Raw genomic sequence first — 17,302 nt, forward strand, 5'->3', positions numbered from 1 at the left:
CCGTACCCGGCTCGCCCGCCGGGTGTGCGGGGGCGAGTCTGACGGGATCGGCCCTGTCGACCCGGAGGCCCTCGTGAGCGCTGCGGATGTACCCGTTCCGGACGATCTCCCGAAGGACAGAACAGCGGGGGCGGGGGCTGCGGCGACCCGGTCCGGCACCCCCACGCTCACCTGGGTGACCCTCGCGATGATGACGACGGCCTCCGTCGCCAGCCTCCGCGCGGCGCCCACCATGGCGGTGTACGGCCTGGCCTGCGTGTTCCTGTACCTGGTGCCCGCGATCGTGTTCCTGCTGCCGACCTCGCTGGTCTCGGCGGAACTCGCGTCGGGTTGGTCGGGCGGCGTCTACCGGTGGGTGAGCGAGGGGTTGTCGAAGCCGCTCGGGTTCCTCGCGGTGTGGTGCCAGTTCGCCATGACGATCTTCTACTACCCCAGTCTGCTGGCGTTCGTCGCGAGTACGTTGGCGTACGTCATCGACCCGGCCCTGGCCTCCAACGGCGTCTACACGGCCATCGTGATCGTCGTCCTCTACTGGACGGGCGTCTGGGTGTCCTCGCAGGGCACCAAGGCCCTGTCCGGGCTCGCCTCCTGGGGCCTGATCATCGGCACTCTGATCCCGGGGTCCGTGCTGGTGATCCTCGGCATCGTCTTCCTCGGTCAGGGCAATCCGTCCGCCGCCCCGATGGGGCCCTCGAACATCTTCCCCGTCTGGACGGGTCTGGCCAGCCTGGTGCTCATCGTCAACAACTTCCTGAGCTACTCGGGCATGGAGATGAACGCCGTCCACGTCTCGTCGCTGAAGGATCCGCCGCGCGAGTTCCCCAAGACGATGTTCCTCGCGATGGGGATGGTGCTGTTGATCTTCATCCTGCCGGCCCTCGCCATCAGCTGGGTGGTCCCGGCCGACCAGTTGTCGCTGACCGCGGGTGTCATGCAGGCCTTCGACGCGTTCTTCTCCTACTTCCACATCGGTTGGCTGACCCCGATCGCCGCCGTCGCCCTGGTGGCCGCCTCCCTGGGCGGGATGCTCACCTGGCTGGCCGGACCGTCCAAGGGCCTGCTGCTGATCTCGCGTCAGGAGGGCTATCTGCCGCCCTTCCTGCAGCAGCTCAACAGCCACGGCGTCCAGCAGAACATCCTCGTCACCCAGGGCATCGTCACCACGGTGATCGCGCTGATGTACGCGTTGATCCCGAACGTCTCCAGCGTCTACTGGATCTTCTCGGTGATCACCACCCAGGTGTACCTGATCATGTATCTGCTGATGTTCCTGGCGGCGATGCGGCTGCGCAGAACCCAGCCCGACCACCCGCGCGGCTATCGCGCGCCGGCCCTGGGCCTGATCTGCGTGGTCGGTTTCCTCGCCTCCGCCGCGGCCATGATCATCGGGTTCGTGCCGTCCTCGCAGTTCGGCGGCGGCAGCGTCTGGACCTACGTCGCCATCGTCGGCGGCGGTCTGCTGCTGCTCGGCGTGGTCATCCCGTGGCTGTGCCTGCGGATGCGCAAGCCCTCCTGGCGCATCGCGGGCGCGGAGTCGACGGAGGACGTCGCATGAGCCCCACCGCCTTCGCCTCCCGGCACAAGTGGATCCACATCGGCGCGATCGTGCTGCTCGTCGGCTTCGTCGTGGTGGGGCTGATCCAGTACAAGGCGGTACGGTCCACCAACCAGTCCCTGGACAAGGCCAACCAGCTCACGGACGAGCTGGTCGCCGCCGGATTCGCCCGGCCCGATCCCGCCACCTTGGCCCGTGCGCTCGGCGAGGACGGGGGCATCGTCTGCGAGGACCCCGCCTCCGCCCTCAAGTCGGCCCTGTGGAAGATCAACATGTCGAACGGGGCGACCGGCCCCGGCCAGCGTCCGGTCATCGCCGACCGTCGGGCCCTGCAGGCGGAGGCGCTCGTGCTGAAGGTCTACTGTCCCGACACCCTGCACCGCATCCAGGAGGAGCTCGACGACCTGAAGACCGACCGGACCGTGAAGCGCGACGGCGGCGACGATGACTGACCCCGACCGCTCCCACGACCCCGGATCCGGCTCCGGCTCCGACCGCGGCCCCGGCGCCGTGCCGGACGCCGCCACCCTCGCCGGGCGCATCGACGCGCTGATGGCCCGCGCCCGGTCCGACCTGGCCGAACTGGTCGCCATCCCCTCCGTGGCCGACCCCCGGCAGTTCCCTCCCGAGGAATGCGCCCGCGCCGCCCGCTGGGTGGCCGACGCGTTCACCGAGGTGGGCCTGATCGACGTGCGCCTGGAGGAGACCCCCGACGGCAGCCACGCCGTCCTCGGTCACCGGCCCGGACCGCCGGGCTCCCCCACCGTGCTGCTGTACTGCCACTACGACGTGCAGCCTCCGCTCGGCGAAGCCGCCTGGACCTCACCGCCGTTCACGCTCACCGAGCGCGACGGACGCTGGTACGGGCGCGGCACCGCCGACTGCAAGGGCAACATCGTCATGCACCTCACCGCACTGCGGGCCTTGGGCGACGCGCTGCCCGTGGGGCTGAAGTTCGTCGCCGAGGGGTCGGAGGAACAGGGCACCGGCGGGCTCGAGGAGTACGTGGCCGCGCACCCCGGCGACATCTGCGCCGACGCGCTCCTCATCTGCGACACGGGCAACGCCGCCGTCGGCCGCCCCACCGCCACCACCGCGCTGCGCGGCCTGGTCGACGTGGTCGTCACCGTCACCACCCTCCGGGGCGACCTGCACTCGGGCATGTTCGGCGGTCCCGCCCCCGACGCGCTGGCGGCCCTGATCCAGATCCTGTCCACGCTGCGCGACCCCGACGGCGGCACCCACGTCGACGGCCTGGACTGCACCGGCACCTGGAGCGGGGTCCCGTACGAGGAGGAACGGTTCCGGGCCGACGCCTCCGTGCTGGACGGGGTCCGCCTCACCGGCTCGGGCACGGTGGCGGACCGGCTCTGGGCGCGTCCGGCCGTGACGGTGCTCGGCATCGACTGCCCGCCCGTGGTCGGCTCCGCCGCCGCCGTGCCGGCGAAGGCGCGGGCCCGGGTGAGTCTGCGCGTGCCGCCGGGGACGGACTCCGAGGCCGCGTCGGCCGCCCTCACCGCGCACCTGACGGCCGCCGCGCCCTGGGGCGCGCGCGTCTCGGTCGAGAAGCAGGGCACCGGCTCGCCGTTCCGCCCGGCGACCGACGGGCCGGCCTACCGGGCCATGGGGCGGGCCATGCGGCAGGCGTACGGGCGGCCGATGGAGTTCCTCGGGCAGGGCGGCTCGATCCCCCTGTGCAACGTCCTCGCCGGGACCTGCCCGGACGCCGAGATCATCCTCATGGGGGTCGAGGAGCCCCGCTGCCTCATCCACGCCCCCGACGAGAGCGTCGACCCGACCGAGATCCGCAACATGGCGCTCGTCGAGGCCCTCTTCCTCCTGGACTACGCCTCGGCGCGCTGACCCCGGCCCGGCCCGGGTCCGGGTGGACGCCTCGCCCGTCGGGTTGTCCCGGGGAATGCACCGGTGGTCCCGCCCGTCGTCCCGATCGCCGGGTCATCGATCTCGCCGTGAACGCCGTGGCGCGTCGCTTCGCCTTTCCCGTGTCCGGGGAATCCGGGCCGTGGAGTTCGCGGTCGGGTCCGGTGACGATCGGCGTATCCGTTTCGAGAACCGACTCCGGGCTCCGCCTGCGCACGTCGAAGGAGATCACCGTGAGATCTTCGGTCGCCCCCCGGGTAAGTACGTGCGACATTCGTTCCGGCCTCCGCGGTGATGGCCGGCACCTGTTCATATGTGTTGTCCGACAAGCGATTTCGGGCCGTCGAGTCGCCGCACATGCGAGGCGGGGCCGACAGGGCGCGCGCCTATGATTCGATCATGGGACCCCTGAAACCGAATTTCATCGAGCTCATAGTCGGCCTCGTCATCTTCCTCTCGGTGTTCGCCTCTCTGGGCATGGTCCTCCTTCCGAGGATCGACAAGACCCTCGCCGAGCGGGAAGAGGCCACCGCGGGCACGCTCGAACGGGCCGAGGCGATCGAGTCGCAGGCGCTGCGCGTCCGTGCCGAGTACCAGGCGGAGTTGAGTGCCGCCCGTCAGGAGGCCTCGCGGATCCGCCAGGCCGCGCACGAGGAGGGCGTCGCCCTGCTCGCCGCCGTTCGCTCGGAGGGGCAGAAGGTGCGCGAGGACATGGTCGCGGCGGCCGGCGTGCAGTTGGAGGCCGATCGGGTGATCGCCGAGGCAGAGCTCCGCGAGCACGTCCTGAGCCTGGCCACCGTGCTGGCCGGGCGCATCATCGGTGAACCGCTCACCGACGTCGACCGTGCCCGCGCCGTCGCGGACGCGTTCTTCGCCGGTGCGGAAGCCGATTCCGACAGCTGAGGTCGACGAGGGCGCGCGCCGCGACGTCGGGGGTCGTCACCGGTCGGTGACGGCCCCTTTTCGGCGTCCCGGCCGGGGGTGCGGGGACGGCTACGGCTGGGGTCGCTCGAACGGGGAGGGCACCGGGAAGTAGGCCTCCAGGAAGGCGGCGACGATGTTGTGCTGCTGCGTGGCGGTCAGTCCGGTGTGGTCCGCGGCCTCGGTGGGTGCGTCCTCGTCGTCGGCGAGACAGAACGCGTCGTGGGCGCGTTCGGCGGCCAGCGGTGGCAGCTTGTCGATCGCGTCGTGGTGCGCGGTGCTGACGTAGGTGTGCACGAGGTGGCCCTCGACCGCGTGGCCCCGCGCGAGCGCGAGGTGGGAGGCGAGGGTGACGGGGGCGAGGTCGTCGGTGCTGCGGAAGACCGAGCGGGCGGTGGCGGCGAGCCGGCCGGGCAGCAGTTCCTCGACGTGGGTGAAGAGGGAGCGGGTGAGGGGGTAGGGGGTGTGGGCGAGGATGTGCGGGTAGGTGCGGCCGACGACCTCCTCGACGGCCTGGCGGGTGACCTTCTGCGACGAGGTGAAGACGTCGTCGCCGGCCCGGCTGCCGGGGTCGACGGCACGCCGGTCGTGGAACACCTTGGGCAGTCCGGAGGGCAGGAAGTAGTCCTGCGGGCGCTGGGGGCGGCCGAGGAAGATGTCGTCGTTGAAGTAGACGAAGTGTTCGGCCAGGCCGGGGATGCGGTGCAGCCGGCTCTCGATGGCGTGGGAGTTGAACACCTCGGGGGCGTCGGGGTCCGTCAGCAGTTCGCGGTGGTCGACGACCGTGACGCGGGGGTGGTCGGTGTCGAGCCAGTGGGGGGCCTGGTCGTCGGTGACGAGGAAGACGTGCCGGATCCAGGGTGCGTAGGCGGCGATGGAGCGCAGGCAGTGGCGGAGTTCGCCGCGGTCGCGGTACCGGTTGTCCGCGAGGTCGATGCCCGGGTCGCGGCCGGCGGCGCAGGGGGTGGCGGTGGCGGCCCGCGCGGCGCGGTCCCTGCGTCGGCGCCAGGCGGGGTCGGCGGCGTCCACCCAGGTGATCACGGCGTCGACGGGGAAGTCGATGTCGTCGGGGAAGCGGCCCGAGAAGCAGTCGACGACGGGGTAGTCCCGGTCGCCGATCCGGTGGGTGGCCGTGGCGCTCAGGGAGGGGACCCACCAGCCGTACGGGGTTTCGCGGAGGGTGGCGATGGCGCCTTCGCCGGAGTCGGGGGCCTCCCAGAACTCCAGGTCGCAGCCGGTCTCGGGGCCGTAGGTCAGGGTCCGGCCGGAGGTGACGACCGGGTGGTGCAGGCGTACGGCCCGGACGGGGGCGGGGCGCGGGGCCTCGTCGGTCGGCAGGTCGCCCTCCCCCGGGTCGGGGGCGGCCTCGGCGGCGTCGACCGCCGCCGGGAGGTCCTCCGCCAGTACGTCGGCCCGTGCGTCGGCCCGTGCGTCGGCCCGTGCGTCCTCGGCCCGGTCGTCGGCGGTGACGAGGCGGGCGTAGACGGGGAGGCCGGTGAAGGCGGCGGCGCAGGCCTTCAGTGCGGCGTCCCGGTCGCCCGGGGCGATGGCCACCCGGTGGGTGAGGCGGCCGTCGGGGACGAGGCCGTAGGGGACGGCGGCGGCTTCCAGGGCCTCGGCGAGCGAGCGGAGGTTGGCGTCGCGGGCATCGGCGGGGAGCAGGTCGTCGCGTACGAGGGCGAGCCGGCCGCGGTGGCGGACCAGGTTCGCTACGGTCGCCAGCAGTTCCTCCTCGCGGTCGGTGGCCGGGCCGCGCCGTGCGGGCCGGTCGGTGGTGCGTTCCGGTCCGGCGGGTCCCGGTTGAGGCGGGATGCCGCCGCGGCGACGTACGGTCCGGGCGAGTCTGCGCAGCCCGGCCGGAAGGGGAAGCCGGCGTATTCCCTGCATGTACGTCCTCGGTGTGCGGCGCTGATGAGCGGCTGCCGTTTTTCTGGGTGTCCCCTCGGCGGGAGTGGTGCGTCGGGGGCACGGCGGATGTCTTGTTCAGCGAAACGTTTCCTTTTGTTTACGTTTCATGCAAGGGTCCGAGGTCCTGTTGTCCCGACTCACAGCGACTTCTCATGTGCGGGGCGTCGCTCAGGCGCCCGAGGCCTCGGGGTCGTGCCGGAGCCAGGCGTAGTCGACCGGCTGGGTCTTGTTCCAGGTCGCGGCCAGGGCGGGGTCGACCGGTGCGAATCCGGCGGCCCGATAGCAGCGCAGTGCCGTCGCGTTGTCCGGATGCACGCGCAGGAAGATGTCGTGGTGGCCTGCCGCGGCGGCCTGTGCGAGGAGCCCTCGTACGAGCAGACGGCCGAGTCCCTTCCCGCGGGCGTCGGGGGCCACGATGATCCGGGCGAGTTCGACCTCGTCCTCCTCGGCGTCGAACCACAGCTCTCCGTAGCCGACCACCCGCTCGTCCTGGACGAGGACGTGGGCCCGTACGTCGTCGTCGCGCTGCCAGTCGGTGATCGCGCGCGGGGGGACGGGGAACTCCTGCCGCCCGCACCACAGGGCGACCTCCTGGGCGGAGGTCGGCCGGCCGGCCACCGTGAGGGCATGGGTGTCGGTGAAGGGAAGAAGGTCCATCCGCGTCGATCCCCTCCGGGGTCATGATCCGGGAAGGGCGTCCCGACGGGTGTGCGGGCCGACACCGTGCGCCCTGTCCGTCCCGGCCCGCCCCCAGGATTTCACCCGCCCGCCGTCGCCGTCGCGGCGTTTTCCTCGCCAGGCGGTCCCACCGGTCGTGCCGGCCGCCGGGGCGTCGACTCGGTCGTCGGCGCCCCGGCGGCGGGGGGGGGGGGAAGGGCGGGTGGGGTCAGCGGGCGGCGGCGGCCAGGAGGCGGGGGGCGGCCGCGTGGGCGGTGGGGGCCCAGCTGAGGAGGGTGGAGCCCACCGACATGCCGCCGCCGAAGCCGGACAGGAGGACCACGTCGTCCTCGGCGAGCAGGCCCCGGCGGTGGATCTCGTCGAGGGTGACGGCGATGGACGCGGCGCCGGTGTTGCCGTAGCGGGCCAGCTCCAGGTGGAGGGCGGCGTTGTCCAGGCCGAGCGCCGGCCACACCTCGCCGATCATGACCGCGTTGGCCTGGTGCGGGACGAAGTGGTCGACGGCGCCCGCCGGCAGTCCCGTGCGGGTCAGGAGGTCGGCGACGGCCGCGGGGAGGTTCTCCTGGACGAAGGCGCGGACTCCGCGGCCGTCCATGCGGAAGTGGTGGGCGCCTTCCGCCAGGGTGCGGGCGGAGGCGGGGCGGCGGCTGCCGCCGGCCGGGACGCCGATCAGTTCGTGCTGGTCGCCGCGGGTCAGCAGGCTGGTGCCGAGCATGCCGTGGCCGGAGGGCGAGGGGCCCAGGACGGCGGCGCCGGCTCCGTCGCCGAAGAGGATGGCCGTCCTGCGGTCGGTGTGGTCCAGGATCCGGGAGTAGATGTCGGCGCCGATCACCAGGCCGTGGGCGTCGCCGGGCTCGGCGCGCAGGAGGCGTTCGGTGACCGTCAGCCCGCAGACGAAGCCGCTGCAGACGGAGTTGACGTCGAAGGCGGCGGCGTTGACCGCGCCGAGCAGGTGTTGGACCACCGCGGCGGTGGCCGGCTGGGGCTGGTCGGGGGTGGAGGTGGCGACCACGATGTAGGCGAGGTCGTGCGGGTGGATGCCCGCCTGTTCCAGTGCGCGGCGGCCGGCGTGGGCGGCGAGGTCGGAGGTGGCCTCGTGGGGGGCGGCGCGGCGGCGTTCGTGGATGCCGGTCTTGCGCACGATCCACTCGTCGGTGACTCCGGTGGTGGAGGCCACCTCGTCGTTGTGGACGATCTGTTCGGGCAGGTAGGAGCCGGTGGCCAGGACCGCTGTCGGGTGGGCGGTCGCGCGGGGTCCGTTCGTCACGTTCTCGTCTCCTGGTGTCGGGGTTCGGCGGCCGCTCGGGTGTCGGGCAGCCGCTCCCATCCGGCCAGCTGCGCGTGTGCGGTGAGGACGGGGTCGGAGCCGACGACCACCGGGTGGCCGACGGAGCGCAGGAGGTCGAGGTCGCTGCTGTGGTCCCCGTAGGCCGAGCAGTGCGCGAGGTCGAGGTCGTGGATCGCGGCGACGGCGTGGGCGGTGCGGCCTTTGGCCGCGCCGATCAGCGGGGTGACGACCTGGCCGGTGAGGAGGCCGGCGCGGATGACGGGTCGGGTGCCGAAGGCTCGGTCGGCGCCGAGGTGTTCGGCGATCGGGTCGAGGCAGGCGAAGAAGGAGCCGGAGACCAGGACGGTCAGGTCGCCGTGTCGGCGGTGTGCGTCGAAGCGGGCGGTGGGGGCCGGGATGAAGGGCGCGTCGGCCAGTTCGTGGGTGAACCAGGCCCGGCCGGAGGCCGCCAGGGAGGTCGCGCTCTCCCCGGCGTAGAACTGGTAGTAGCGGCGGTTGACCTCGGCGCGGGGGGCGCCGTCGGCGGCGGCGCGGTGGAGGGTGGCGGTGAGGCGCTCGTAGGTGCCGGGTGCCGCTCCCCGGCGTTCCAGGTGGAACGCCAGGAAGCGGAACATGGTCTTGAAGCCGATGAGGGTCTCGTCGACGTCGAAGAAGGCGGCGGCGGTGGTCATCGCGGGGTCCGGACGCGGGCGAGTTCGAGGGTGAGCAGGCACAGGCTCTCGCCGTCCTGGTGGGCCTCGACGCGTACCGGGATCCGGTCGGTGTCGGGGGTGTGCTCGTCGCCGAGCTCGACGATCCCGCCCTGGGTGTAGTAGGAGGCGTCTTCGTCCGGGCGGCCGGCGTCGCGGCGTTCGCCGACGACGGCGGTGAGGGTGGCGGGGCTGTCGAGTTCGCCGAACCGGTTGAAGGTCACGGCCAGGTCGGTCGGGTAGGTGCGCGAGGGTGACATGCCGCGCACGTCGAGGGCTCCGTAGAGGGCGATCTGGCGGGCGGCCTCGGCGATGACCATGCCGGGCAGGTGGTCCTGCGGGTGGTCGAACATGCTGGGGTGGCCGCCAGGGGTGCGGATCCCGGCGGTCAGGGTGTCTCCGGCGACCTCGATGCCGGTGAGGACGACGTTGTCGGCGTTGGCCCGGCCCACGCGGTACGGCTCGACGGGTGCGCCGGTGGCGGCGCCGGGCCCGGGGTGGTCGGCGGAGGAGGGCAGGGGTCTCTGGTCGCGGTTGCGCAGGCGCAGCGCCGTGTAGGACTCGGGGGACTTGAAGCGCAGGCCGATGCCGGCGCGGCCGATGCTGAGGTCGCCGACGCGTAGGTCCACGTCGTAGTCGAGGCCGTTGGTGCGGCCCTCGCGGACGTAGTGGTTGCTGGTGGTGACGTGGAGGGTCAGTTGGCAGGGGGTGGGGCCGACGGCTATCCGGTCGGGGCGTGAGAGGTGGACGCGCAGGTGGGTGAGGATGAACTTGTCGCTGCGGGGCACCGAGAAGTAGGCGTGGGCGCCGGCGAGTGCGGCCTGCCGGCAGGCCTCCAGGAGCAGGACCGGGTCGTAGACGTTGGGGTTGAGCAGGTGGTCGCCGTAGTAGGCGTGGGAGCGGGGCAGTTGGGCGGCGGCGACGTACGTGGTTGCGCCGAGGGGCTGGAGGTCGGTGAGGAAGACTTCGCCGAGCGAGTCCCGGTGGACCAGGGTGCGGTCGAGGGTCCGGCTGTAGCTCAGCTCAAGTGCGGCGAGGTCCTGTTCCAGCGGCGAGGGTGCGGTGGTCACGTGCGGAACCTGCTTTCTCGGATGGTGTGCTGTTCGGCGTGCGTGTGCGTCGTCGTCCGGGTGGTCAGCGGCGTTCCAGGAGCACTCCTGTCCAGGTGAATCCGGCTCCGGCGCCGAGGAGGAGGACGCGGTCGCCGGTGTCGAAGGTGTGGTGGCGTTCGAGGTGGTCGAGGCCGGCGATCTGGTCGCCGCTGCCGAGGTGGCCGACGGTGGCGCCGAAGTCCCACAGGGAGGTGTCGGCGCCGCCGGGGAACTCGGGGAAGTAGTTCTCCTGGAGCAGGGGCAGGCCCAGGTTGGGGTAGACGACGCGGCGCGGTGCGGGGTCGGTGCCGTGGGGCAGGAGGGCCTCGCGGATCTCGCGGACGGCTGTGCGGGTGGCTTCGCGCAGGCTGTCGGTGCCGTGGGCGGCGAGGTAGCGCTTCTTGGCGGCGCGTACGTCGTGTTCGGCGCCGAACAGGGCGCGGGTCTCGGGGGCCGGTTCGTCGAGGCGGTGCAGTCCTTCGAGTTCCGGGTCGCTGACGCTGTGGGTGTCCAGGACGTGCCAGGTGGGGGTGGCGGGGGTGGGGGTGGTGGCGGTCAGGACGGCGGCGGCGGCTCCGTCGCCGTAGACGATGCCGTAGTCGGCGGTGAACCGGTCGAAGCCGGAGGCGGCGAAGCGGTCGGTGGCCACGATGAGGGCGGTGCGTCGGCCTTCGGTGGACAGGAGGTCGGCGGCGAGGTCGAGGACGAGGAGTTGTGCGTTGCAGCCCTGGGCGACGGTGAAGGGCAGGGCGCGGGTGGCGCCGAGGCGGGACTGGAGCCAGGAGGCCGGGGACCACAGGCGTTGGTGGCCGTGGCGGTGGATGGCGGTGACCGCGATGAGGTCGATGTCCTTCGGTTCGGTTGCGGCGGCGGCCAGGGCCCGTTCGGCGGCGATGAGGGCCATGTCGCCGGGGTAGAGGGTGTCCTCGGCGGCGATGGTGCGGTAGCCGGTGGCGCGGATGCGTTCGGCGTCGGATGCGGGGTGGCGGGCGGCTTCGGCGGTGAGGTCGAGGCGCCGCTCAGGGAGGTAGCTGCCCGTGCCGGCGATGCTGATGCCGGACGGGGGGCGGGGTGGGGTCGTGGTCATGCCGCCTCCTTCTCGGTTTCGGCGGTGGCGCCGGCGGTGGTGTGCGGGTCGGTGGGCAGGGTGTGGGCGACGTGGCCGTCGGGGCGTACGAGGACGGCGGTGGTGCCGGTGGGGAGCCAGGTGCGTTGGGTCGGGGTGAGTTCGGCGGTGCGGGTGTGCGGGGGCAGGTGGGCCGGGTCGGGTGTGGCGTCGGGCAGGTGGAGGCAGGTGTGGTGGCCGGGTTCGGGGCGGTGGCCGGGGACGCGGGCGCCGGGGTGCAGCCGGTGGCCTGTGCGGGCGGGCAGCGCGAGGGGTGCGGTGTCGGGTGCGGGGGCGGTGTCGGGTGCGGGTGTGGCGGCGGGCGTCGGTGCGGGGTGGTAGCGGAGGTAGAGCTGGCTCCAGGCTTCGGCGTATCCGGTGAGTGAGCGCTGTACGGAGTCGCGTGCGGTCTCGGTGGTGGCGTGGCGCATGGCGTCGAGGAGTTGGAGGACGCCGGTGGTGCGGGCGACCTCGGCGGCGGCGGCGCGGCGTTCGCGGTCGTAGTCGGCGAGGAGGGGGGCCGGGGAGCCGGCGTCGAGGGCGGCGAGGCGCCAGGCCAGGGCCCAGGCGTCGCCGAAGCCGGTGTTCATGGCCTGGCCGCCGGCGGGTGAGTTGAGGTGGGCGGCGTCTCCGGCCAGGACGGTCCGGCCGCTCGTGAAGCGTTCGGCGAGGCGTTCGTGGACCTGGTAGTGGGCGATGCGGTCGACGCGCTCGAACCGTAGGGCGGGTCCGAAGCCCAGGGCGTCGACGGTGTCGCGGAAGTGGCGGGTGCTCAGTTCGCTGTCCCGGTCGAGTGCTTCGGGTGAGACGGGTCCGGCGATGCGGACGGCGCCGTGGGGCAGCGGCAGCAGGGAGACGGCGCCGGCCGGGCCGATGTACATGGCGGAGGCGTCCGGGTCGGCGGGCCGGGTCGGGGCGCCTTCGGCGAGGAGGTAGCTCATCGGGTAGGTGATGCCGGGGAAGTCGATGCCCAGGGCGGTGCGGACGGTGCTGCTCGCGCCGTCGGCTCCCACGAGGTGGCGGGCGGTGAGGGTGTGCGGGCCGTCGTCGGTGACGGCCTCGGCGGTGACGCCGTGCTCGTCCTCCTGGTGGCCGGTGTAGCGCAGGCCGCGCAGGAGTCGGCCGCCGGTGGCGGTGAAGTGGTCGGCGAGGACCGCTTCGACCTCGGGCTGCGGGACGTTCACGTAGTAGGGGAAGGGGGTGTCGAGGGTGGTGAAGTCCACGGTGAACAGGGCGTGGTGGCGGGTGTGGAAGTCGATGCGGGTCCGGCGTACGCCTGCGTCCTCGACGGTGGTGCGCAGGCCCAGGGTGTCCAGGATCTCCAGTCCGGCCGCGTGGACCATGACGGCGCGGGTGCGGGGGTCGATGGTGTCGCGTCGGTCGATGACGGTGCAGGCGATGTCGTGGTGGCGTAGGAGGCAGCCGAGCATCAGTCCGGTGGGGCCGGCGCCGACGACCAGGACGTCGGTGGTGCGGTGGTCGTTCGCCCGGGCACTGTGGGTGTTCCGGTTCATCGGTTCGTCGCCTTTCGTGCGTTCGGGCGTGGCCGTCGCCGGGGGCCTCGGGGGTGGTGTGGCCCCCGGCGACGGTCGTTCGGGGCCGGCCGGGTGGGTCAGTGCCGGGCGGTGGTGCGGCGGTTGCGGAGGAAGAGGGCGACCAGGAGGGCGACGCCGACGAGGATGAGGCCGTTGACGAGGATCGCGAGGTTGATGCCGGACAGGGTCGCGTCCTTGACGGGCCCGTCGGAGAGGCTGCGGATCTGGGCGGTGGCGATGGCGCTCATGATCGGGATGCCGATGGTGATGCTGATCTGCTGGGTGAGGGTGGTGATGCCGGTGGCCAGGCCCTGCTGTTCGTTGGGCAGGCCGGAGGTGGCGGTGACCATGAAGCCGACGATGGCGGCGACGTGGGCGTAGCTGCTGAGGAAGGCGAGGGCCAGGACTCCGTAGAGCCAGCCGCGGGCGTCACCGGCGAAGTAGAGGGTGCCGACGGTGATGCCCTGGACGAGGAGGCCGGCGACGAGGACGGCGCGGCTGCTGCCGAGGGCGCCGATCCAGCGGGGGGCGGTGACGCCGCCGAGGAAGGCGCCGACGCCGAGGACGCCGAAGGTCAGGCCGGTCGCGATGGCGGAGTAGCCGAGGACTTCCTGCAGGTAGAGGGTGAGCAGGAAGATCATGGCGGTGAAGCCGATGAAGGTGGCGGCGCCGCCGATGTTGCCCCAGGTGACGCTGCGGCGGCCGAGGATGCGCAGGGGTGCCAGCGGTTCGGCGGCGCTCAGTTCCACGAAGCCGAAGACGACGAGGAGGACGACGCCGACGGCGAGGGAGATCAGGGTGGTGGGGTCGCCCCAGCCGTACTGGCCCGCGGCGGAGATGCCGTACACCAGGGCGATGAGGCCGGCGCTGACGGAGACGGCGCCGGGGATGTCGAGTTTGCCGCCCGTCGTGCGGGAGCCGCCCTTGAGGAGCATGGGGGTGACGACGATGAGGAGGATGCCGATGGGGATGTTGATGAAGAAGCCCCAGCGCCAGCTCAGGGTGTCGGTGAGGAGGCCGCCGAGGATGGCGCCGCAGGTGAAGCCGGCGGAGAGCATGGCGCCGTTGAGGCCGAGTGCGCGGTCGCGCAGGGGTCCTTCGGGGAAGGAGGTGATGAGCAGGGCGAGGCCCGCGGGGGTGACCATGGCGGTCGCGAGGCCTTGTGCCACGCGGGCGGCGAGCAGGGGGCCCGCGGCGTCGACGAGGCCGCCCGCCAGGGAGGAGAGGGTGAGCAGGACGAGGCCGGCGAGGAAGACCTTGCGGGCGCCGATGATGTCGGCGATCCGGCCGAAGAGCAGGCTGAACCCGGCGGCGCTGAGCGCGAAGGCGGTGGCGATCCACTGCAGGTTCTCGGTGGCGAAGTCGAGTTCCCGGCCGATGACCGGGACCGCCACGTTCATGATGGAGAAGTCCACCGCCAGGGTGAACTGTGCGCCGAGGAGCAGGAGCAGGATGAGCGTCTGGCGCTTCGTCATCCGTTCCGGCGCGGGGGCCGCCGGGCCCGGCGACTGATCTGCCCGAGTCTCCTCGGGGCTGTTGACCGTTGACATGAGAGACCTTTCGCTTCCTGCCGGTTGGTGTGGTCCGAGCATCTGCGCGGTGGGGAGGGCTAGCCAGTACCCGCTGTTTCATAGGGCTGCGGTGGGTACCACTGGCTGGGTCTGTCTCATGCGGCCCGGCCGTGAATACGTTTCGGGGCATGACGAAATCCACACTCTCCGTAGTCGAAGACTTCTTCGGTCGGCTCGGTGCAGGCGAGGCCGACCGGGCGCTCGAACTGCTCGCGGAGCCCCTCGACTGGTTCACTCCCGGTGACACCGCGCTGATCCCGTGGATGGGGCGGCGTACCACCCGCGGCGAGGTCGCGGCGTTCTTCGAGCAGGCGGGTGAGCATCTGACGCCGGAGGAGTTCGCCGTCGAGCGGATCCTGGCCGAGGACGGGACCGCGGTGGCGTTGGGGCGTTTCCGTTATCGGGTGAACGCCACCGGTAAGTCGTTCGCCTCGGAGTTCGCGGTCGAACTGCACGTCCGTGACGGTCTGATCACCCGCTACCGCATGCACGAGGACAGCTACGCCATCTCCTTGGCCTTCCTCTGAGCCGTCCGGCCCACTTCGATCCGGCTTCGGACGGCGAGCGCGAAAGAGGCTTCGATGACCACCCGGTACCCCATTGAAGAAGACGCCGGCGCGGATGCCGGCGCGGATGCCGCGCGGCGGGGCGCCTACGACGTGCTCGTCGTAGGTGCCGGTCCGACCGGCCTGACCGCGGCGTGCGAGCTGTTGCGTCGGGGGGTCCGCGTCAGAATCGTGGACGCGGCCCCCGGCCCCAGTGTGCATTCCAAGGCGATGCTGGTGTGGCCGCGCACCCTGGACGTCCTGGAGGACCTCGGGCTCTCCGGGGGCGTCGACCAGGTCGCGGTCAAGTTGCGGCAGATGACCTACTACTCGGAGAAGAAGCCGGTCACCCGGATGCGGATGGCCGACGACATGGCTCCCTACTGTCTGCCGCAGCGGCTGACCGAGGAGGTGTTGACCGACGGTCTGCATCGGCTCGGCGGTCGCATCGAGCGTGATGTGCGGCTGGTGTCGCTGCAGGACGTGGACTTCGGCGGGGCGATACGTGAAGGCCGGCCGGTCACCGCGGTGTTGGAGCACGCCGGTGGGAGCGTGGAGCGGTTCACGGTCCCGTGGGTGATCGGCGCGGACGGTGCGACGAGTGCGGTGCGTCGCCAGCTCGGTATCGCCTACGAGGGCGCGACGTACGAGAACCGGTTCCTGATCACGGACGCGAAGGTGGCCGGTGATCCGCTGGAGAGCGACGAGATCCACTACTACCAGTCGCGGATGGGTGTGCTGGCCATCGTGCCGCAGCCGTTCGGGCTGTTCCGTTTCTTCACCAACGCTCCGGCGGACATGGCGGACGGGTCGTTGGCGGACATGCAGCGGCTGGTCGACCTGCGTGGGCCGGGCGGGTTGCGGCTGACCGACCCGGACTGGGTGACCACCTTCCGGGTGCACCGGCGTCGTGCCGCCTCCTTCCAGTTGGGTCGGGTCTTCCTGGCCGGTGACGCGGCCCATGCGCACAGTCCGATGGGCGGGCAGGGGTTGAACACCGGGATCCAGGACGCCCAGAACATCGCCTGGAAGCTGGCGTCGGTGGTGCGTGGTGAGGCGCGGACCGCGTTGTTGGAGAGCTACACGCCCGAGCGGGCGGCGGTGGCCGACGCGGTGGTGCGCGACACCGATCTGCAGACCCGGGCGGCGATGTGGACCCGGGGCAGTCAGGTCACCCTGCGGGACACGGCGATGCGGGCCCTGGACCGTACGGGGGTCCTGGACCGTTTCTACGTGCCGGTCGCCGCGGGTCGGCGTTGGGTGTACGGGCCGGTCGCGGACGGGTCGCGGCGTGGCAGGCCCGTGCACTGGTGCTCGGCGCGGGCGGGTCTGCGCCGGCACGCCCGGGAGGGTGCGGCGTTGCCGCGGCCGCTGGCGGTGGCGCTGGGGGTGGCGGGGCCTGCCGCCGATCCGGTCCGGTTGCACCTGGTGGTGCTGCCGGGCGAGAAGGACCCGGACCGTGGTCTGGCCGAGGCGGTGCGCCGGCTGGTCGGGCCGTGGGCCGGCCAGGTGCGGGTGGTGGACACGGCGGCTCTGCCCGGGCGCGGGCCGAGGGTGTCGGCCGCTCGTGAACTGCACTGCCGGCACGCCGGTTTCCATCTGGTGCGGCCGGACGGGCACGTCGTCCTGCACGGGCACCGTGAGGAGCTGCGCGAGCTGTACGACACCCTCGATCGCCTTCTGGTCCCGGGGGCGGGCACCGTCCCGGGGGCCGTCCTTTCACCGACCGACGAACTCCCGCTGGAGGAAGAAGACATGTACCAGACCGCCGGATCCGTTCCCTTCGCCCACACCGTGGGCTCCGGTCCGCACAAGGTGATCGTGCTGCACTCCCTCTTCGGTGGGCACCAGTCGTTCTCGCCGTTGTGGCCGTACCTGGACGGGTCGCGTTTCACCTACGCGTTCATGGACGCCCGGGGGTTCGGGCGCAGCCTGGACGTGGCCGGTACGTACACGACCGACGAGATCGCCTCGGACGTGCTGACGTTGGCCGACAGCATGGGGTGGCAGGAGTTCTCGCTGATCGGGCACTCGCTCGGCGGGCAGCCGATCCAGCAGGTGTTGTTGAAGGCTCCGCAGCGGGTGCGGCGGATCGTGGGGTTGAGCCCGGTCCCGGCGGGCGGTATGCCCATTCCTGACTCGGACTTCCCGTTGTTCGCGGAGGCCGCGCACAAGGTGGACAACCGTCGCATCGTCATCGACATGACCACGGGGAACCGGTTGTCGCCGCACTGGGTGACCGCGTTCGCCGAGTCCTCGATGAAGGAGGTCGGGCCGGTCGCCTTCCGCAGCTACCTGGATTCCTTCCGTACGACCGACTTCGCGGACCGGGTGAGCGGTGCGCAGGTGCCGGCGCTGGTGGTGGTCGGTGAGCACGACCCGGCGGTGACGGCGGAGTCGATGCAGGAGACGTGGATGAAGCACTACCCGAACGGTCGGCTGGCCGTGGTGGGCAACGCGGGTCACTACCCGATGGTGGAGACCCCGGTGGCGCTGGCCACCCTGCTGGAGGAGTTCCTCTCCCAATAGTCCTGG

At 72.0% G+C, this 17,302-nt stretch carries 14 protein-coding genes; 6 read left to right on the forward strand and 8 right to left on the reverse strand.

Features of this window, described 5'->3' with window-relative positions:
* Nucleotides 1-73 precede the first annotated feature (73 nt).
* The 4 genes from OG624_RS00420 to OG624_RS00435 all read left to right on the forward strand — a co-directional run bounded on the left by OG624_RS00420 (nucleotide 74) and on the right by OG624_RS00435 (nucleotide 4,339).
* Entirely contained in the window at nucleotides 74-1,555 is a 1,482-nt protein-coding gene (locus tag OG624_RS00420; protein WP_371586924.1) for an APC family permease, read from the forward strand.
* A complete protein-coding gene (locus OG624_RS00425) occupies nucleotides 1,552-2,007 on the forward strand; it encodes a hypothetical protein (protein WP_033226249.1) in 456 nt (151 codons plus the stop codon). Before OG624_RS00420 ends, OG624_RS00425 begins: the two co-directional genes overlap by 4 nt.
* Nucleotides 2,000-3,418, forward strand: coding sequence for a dipeptidase (locus OG624_RS00430; RefSeq protein ID WP_371638834.1), 1,419 nt, complete (start codon nucleotides 2,000-2,002; stop codon nucleotides 3,416-3,418). The genes OG624_RS00425 and OG624_RS00430 overlap by 8 nt, the downstream gene beginning before the upstream one ends.
* A gap of 417 nt (nucleotides 3,419-3,835) precedes the next feature.
* Nucleotides 3,836-4,339 (forward strand): F0F1 ATP synthase subunit B family protein, encoded by a 504-nt coding sequence (locus OG624_RS00435; RefSeq protein ID WP_051763951.1) that lies wholly within the window; start codon nucleotides 3,836-3,838, stop codon nucleotides 4,337-4,339.
* A 90-nt stretch (nucleotides 4,340-4,429) separates the two neighbouring features.
* On the opposite strand, the gene OG624_RS00440 is transcribed toward OG624_RS00435, so the two are convergent.
* The 8 genes from OG624_RS00440 to OG624_RS00475 form a co-directional block, all read right to left on the reverse strand.
* Complete coding sequence (locus OG624_RS00440; protein ID WP_051763950.1) at nucleotides 4,430-6,244, reverse strand: Stealth CR1 domain-containing protein; 1,815 nt, start codon at nucleotides 6,242-6,244, stop codon at nucleotides 4,430-4,432.
* 189 nt (nucleotides 6,245-6,433) lie between these two features.
* Entirely contained in the window at nucleotides 6,434-6,922 is a 489-nt protein-coding gene (locus tag OG624_RS00445) for a GNAT family N-acetyltransferase (protein WP_371638835.1), read from the reverse strand.
* 229 nt (nucleotides 6,923-7,151) lie between these two features.
* Nucleotides 7,152-8,210 (reverse strand): 3-oxoacyl-ACP synthase III family protein, encoded by a 1,059-nt coding sequence (locus OG624_RS00450; RefSeq protein WP_051763949.1) that lies wholly within the window; start codon nucleotides 8,208-8,210, stop codon nucleotides 7,152-7,154.
* Nucleotides 8,207-8,902, reverse strand: a complete 696-nt coding sequence (locus OG624_RS00455; protein ID WP_033226246.1) for an HAD family hydrolase — start codon at nucleotides 8,900-8,902, stop codon at nucleotides 8,207-8,209. Before OG624_RS00455 ends, OG624_RS00450 begins: the two co-directional genes overlap by 4 nt.
* Nucleotides 8,899-9,990, reverse strand: coding sequence for a ScbA/BarX family gamma-butyrolactone biosynthesis protein (locus OG624_RS00460; protein ID WP_371586929.1), 1,092 nt, complete (start codon nucleotides 9,988-9,990; stop codon nucleotides 8,899-8,901). The genes OG624_RS00455 and OG624_RS00460 overlap by 4 nt, the downstream gene beginning before the upstream one ends.
* A 64-nt stretch (nucleotides 9,991-10,054) precedes the next feature.
* Nucleotides 10,055-11,098 (reverse strand): 3-oxoacyl-[acyl-carrier-protein] synthase III C-terminal domain-containing protein, encoded by a 1,044-nt coding sequence (locus OG624_RS00465; protein WP_033226245.1) that lies wholly within the window; start codon nucleotides 11,096-11,098, stop codon nucleotides 10,055-10,057.
* A complete protein-coding gene (locus OG624_RS00470) occupies nucleotides 11,095-12,630 on the reverse strand; it encodes an FAD-dependent oxidoreductase (RefSeq protein WP_051763947.1) in 1,536 nt (511 codons plus the stop codon). The genes OG624_RS00465 and OG624_RS00470 overlap by 4 nt, the downstream gene beginning before the upstream one ends.
* Before the next feature lie 98 nt (nucleotides 12,631-12,728).
* A complete protein-coding gene (locus OG624_RS00475) occupies nucleotides 12,729-14,126 on the reverse strand; it encodes an MFS transporter (RefSeq protein ID WP_106971553.1) in 1,398 nt (465 codons plus the stop codon).
* Between the two features lie 224 nt (nucleotides 14,127-14,350).
* On the opposite strand from OG624_RS00475, the gene OG624_RS00480 reads away from it, so the two are divergent.
* On the forward strand, nucleotides 14,351-14,749 hold the full coding sequence (locus tag OG624_RS00480; RefSeq protein ID WP_033226241.1) for a nuclear transport factor 2 family protein: 399 nt from the start codon (nucleotides 14,351-14,353) through the stop codon (nucleotides 14,747-14,749).
* 54 nt (nucleotides 14,750-14,803) lie between these two features.
* Nucleotides 14,804-17,296: an alpha/beta fold hydrolase gene (locus OG624_RS00485; protein WP_063734279.1), complete on the forward strand. Its 2,493-nt coding sequence runs from the start codon at nucleotides 14,804-14,806 to the stop codon at nucleotides 17,294-17,296.
* Nucleotides 17,297-17,302: the final 6 nt, after the last annotated feature.

The organism is Streptomyces virginiae, from assembly GCF_041432505.1.
Classification (GTDB): Bacteria; Actinomycetota; Actinomycetes; order Streptomycetales; family Streptomycetaceae; genus Streptomyces; species Streptomyces virginiae_A.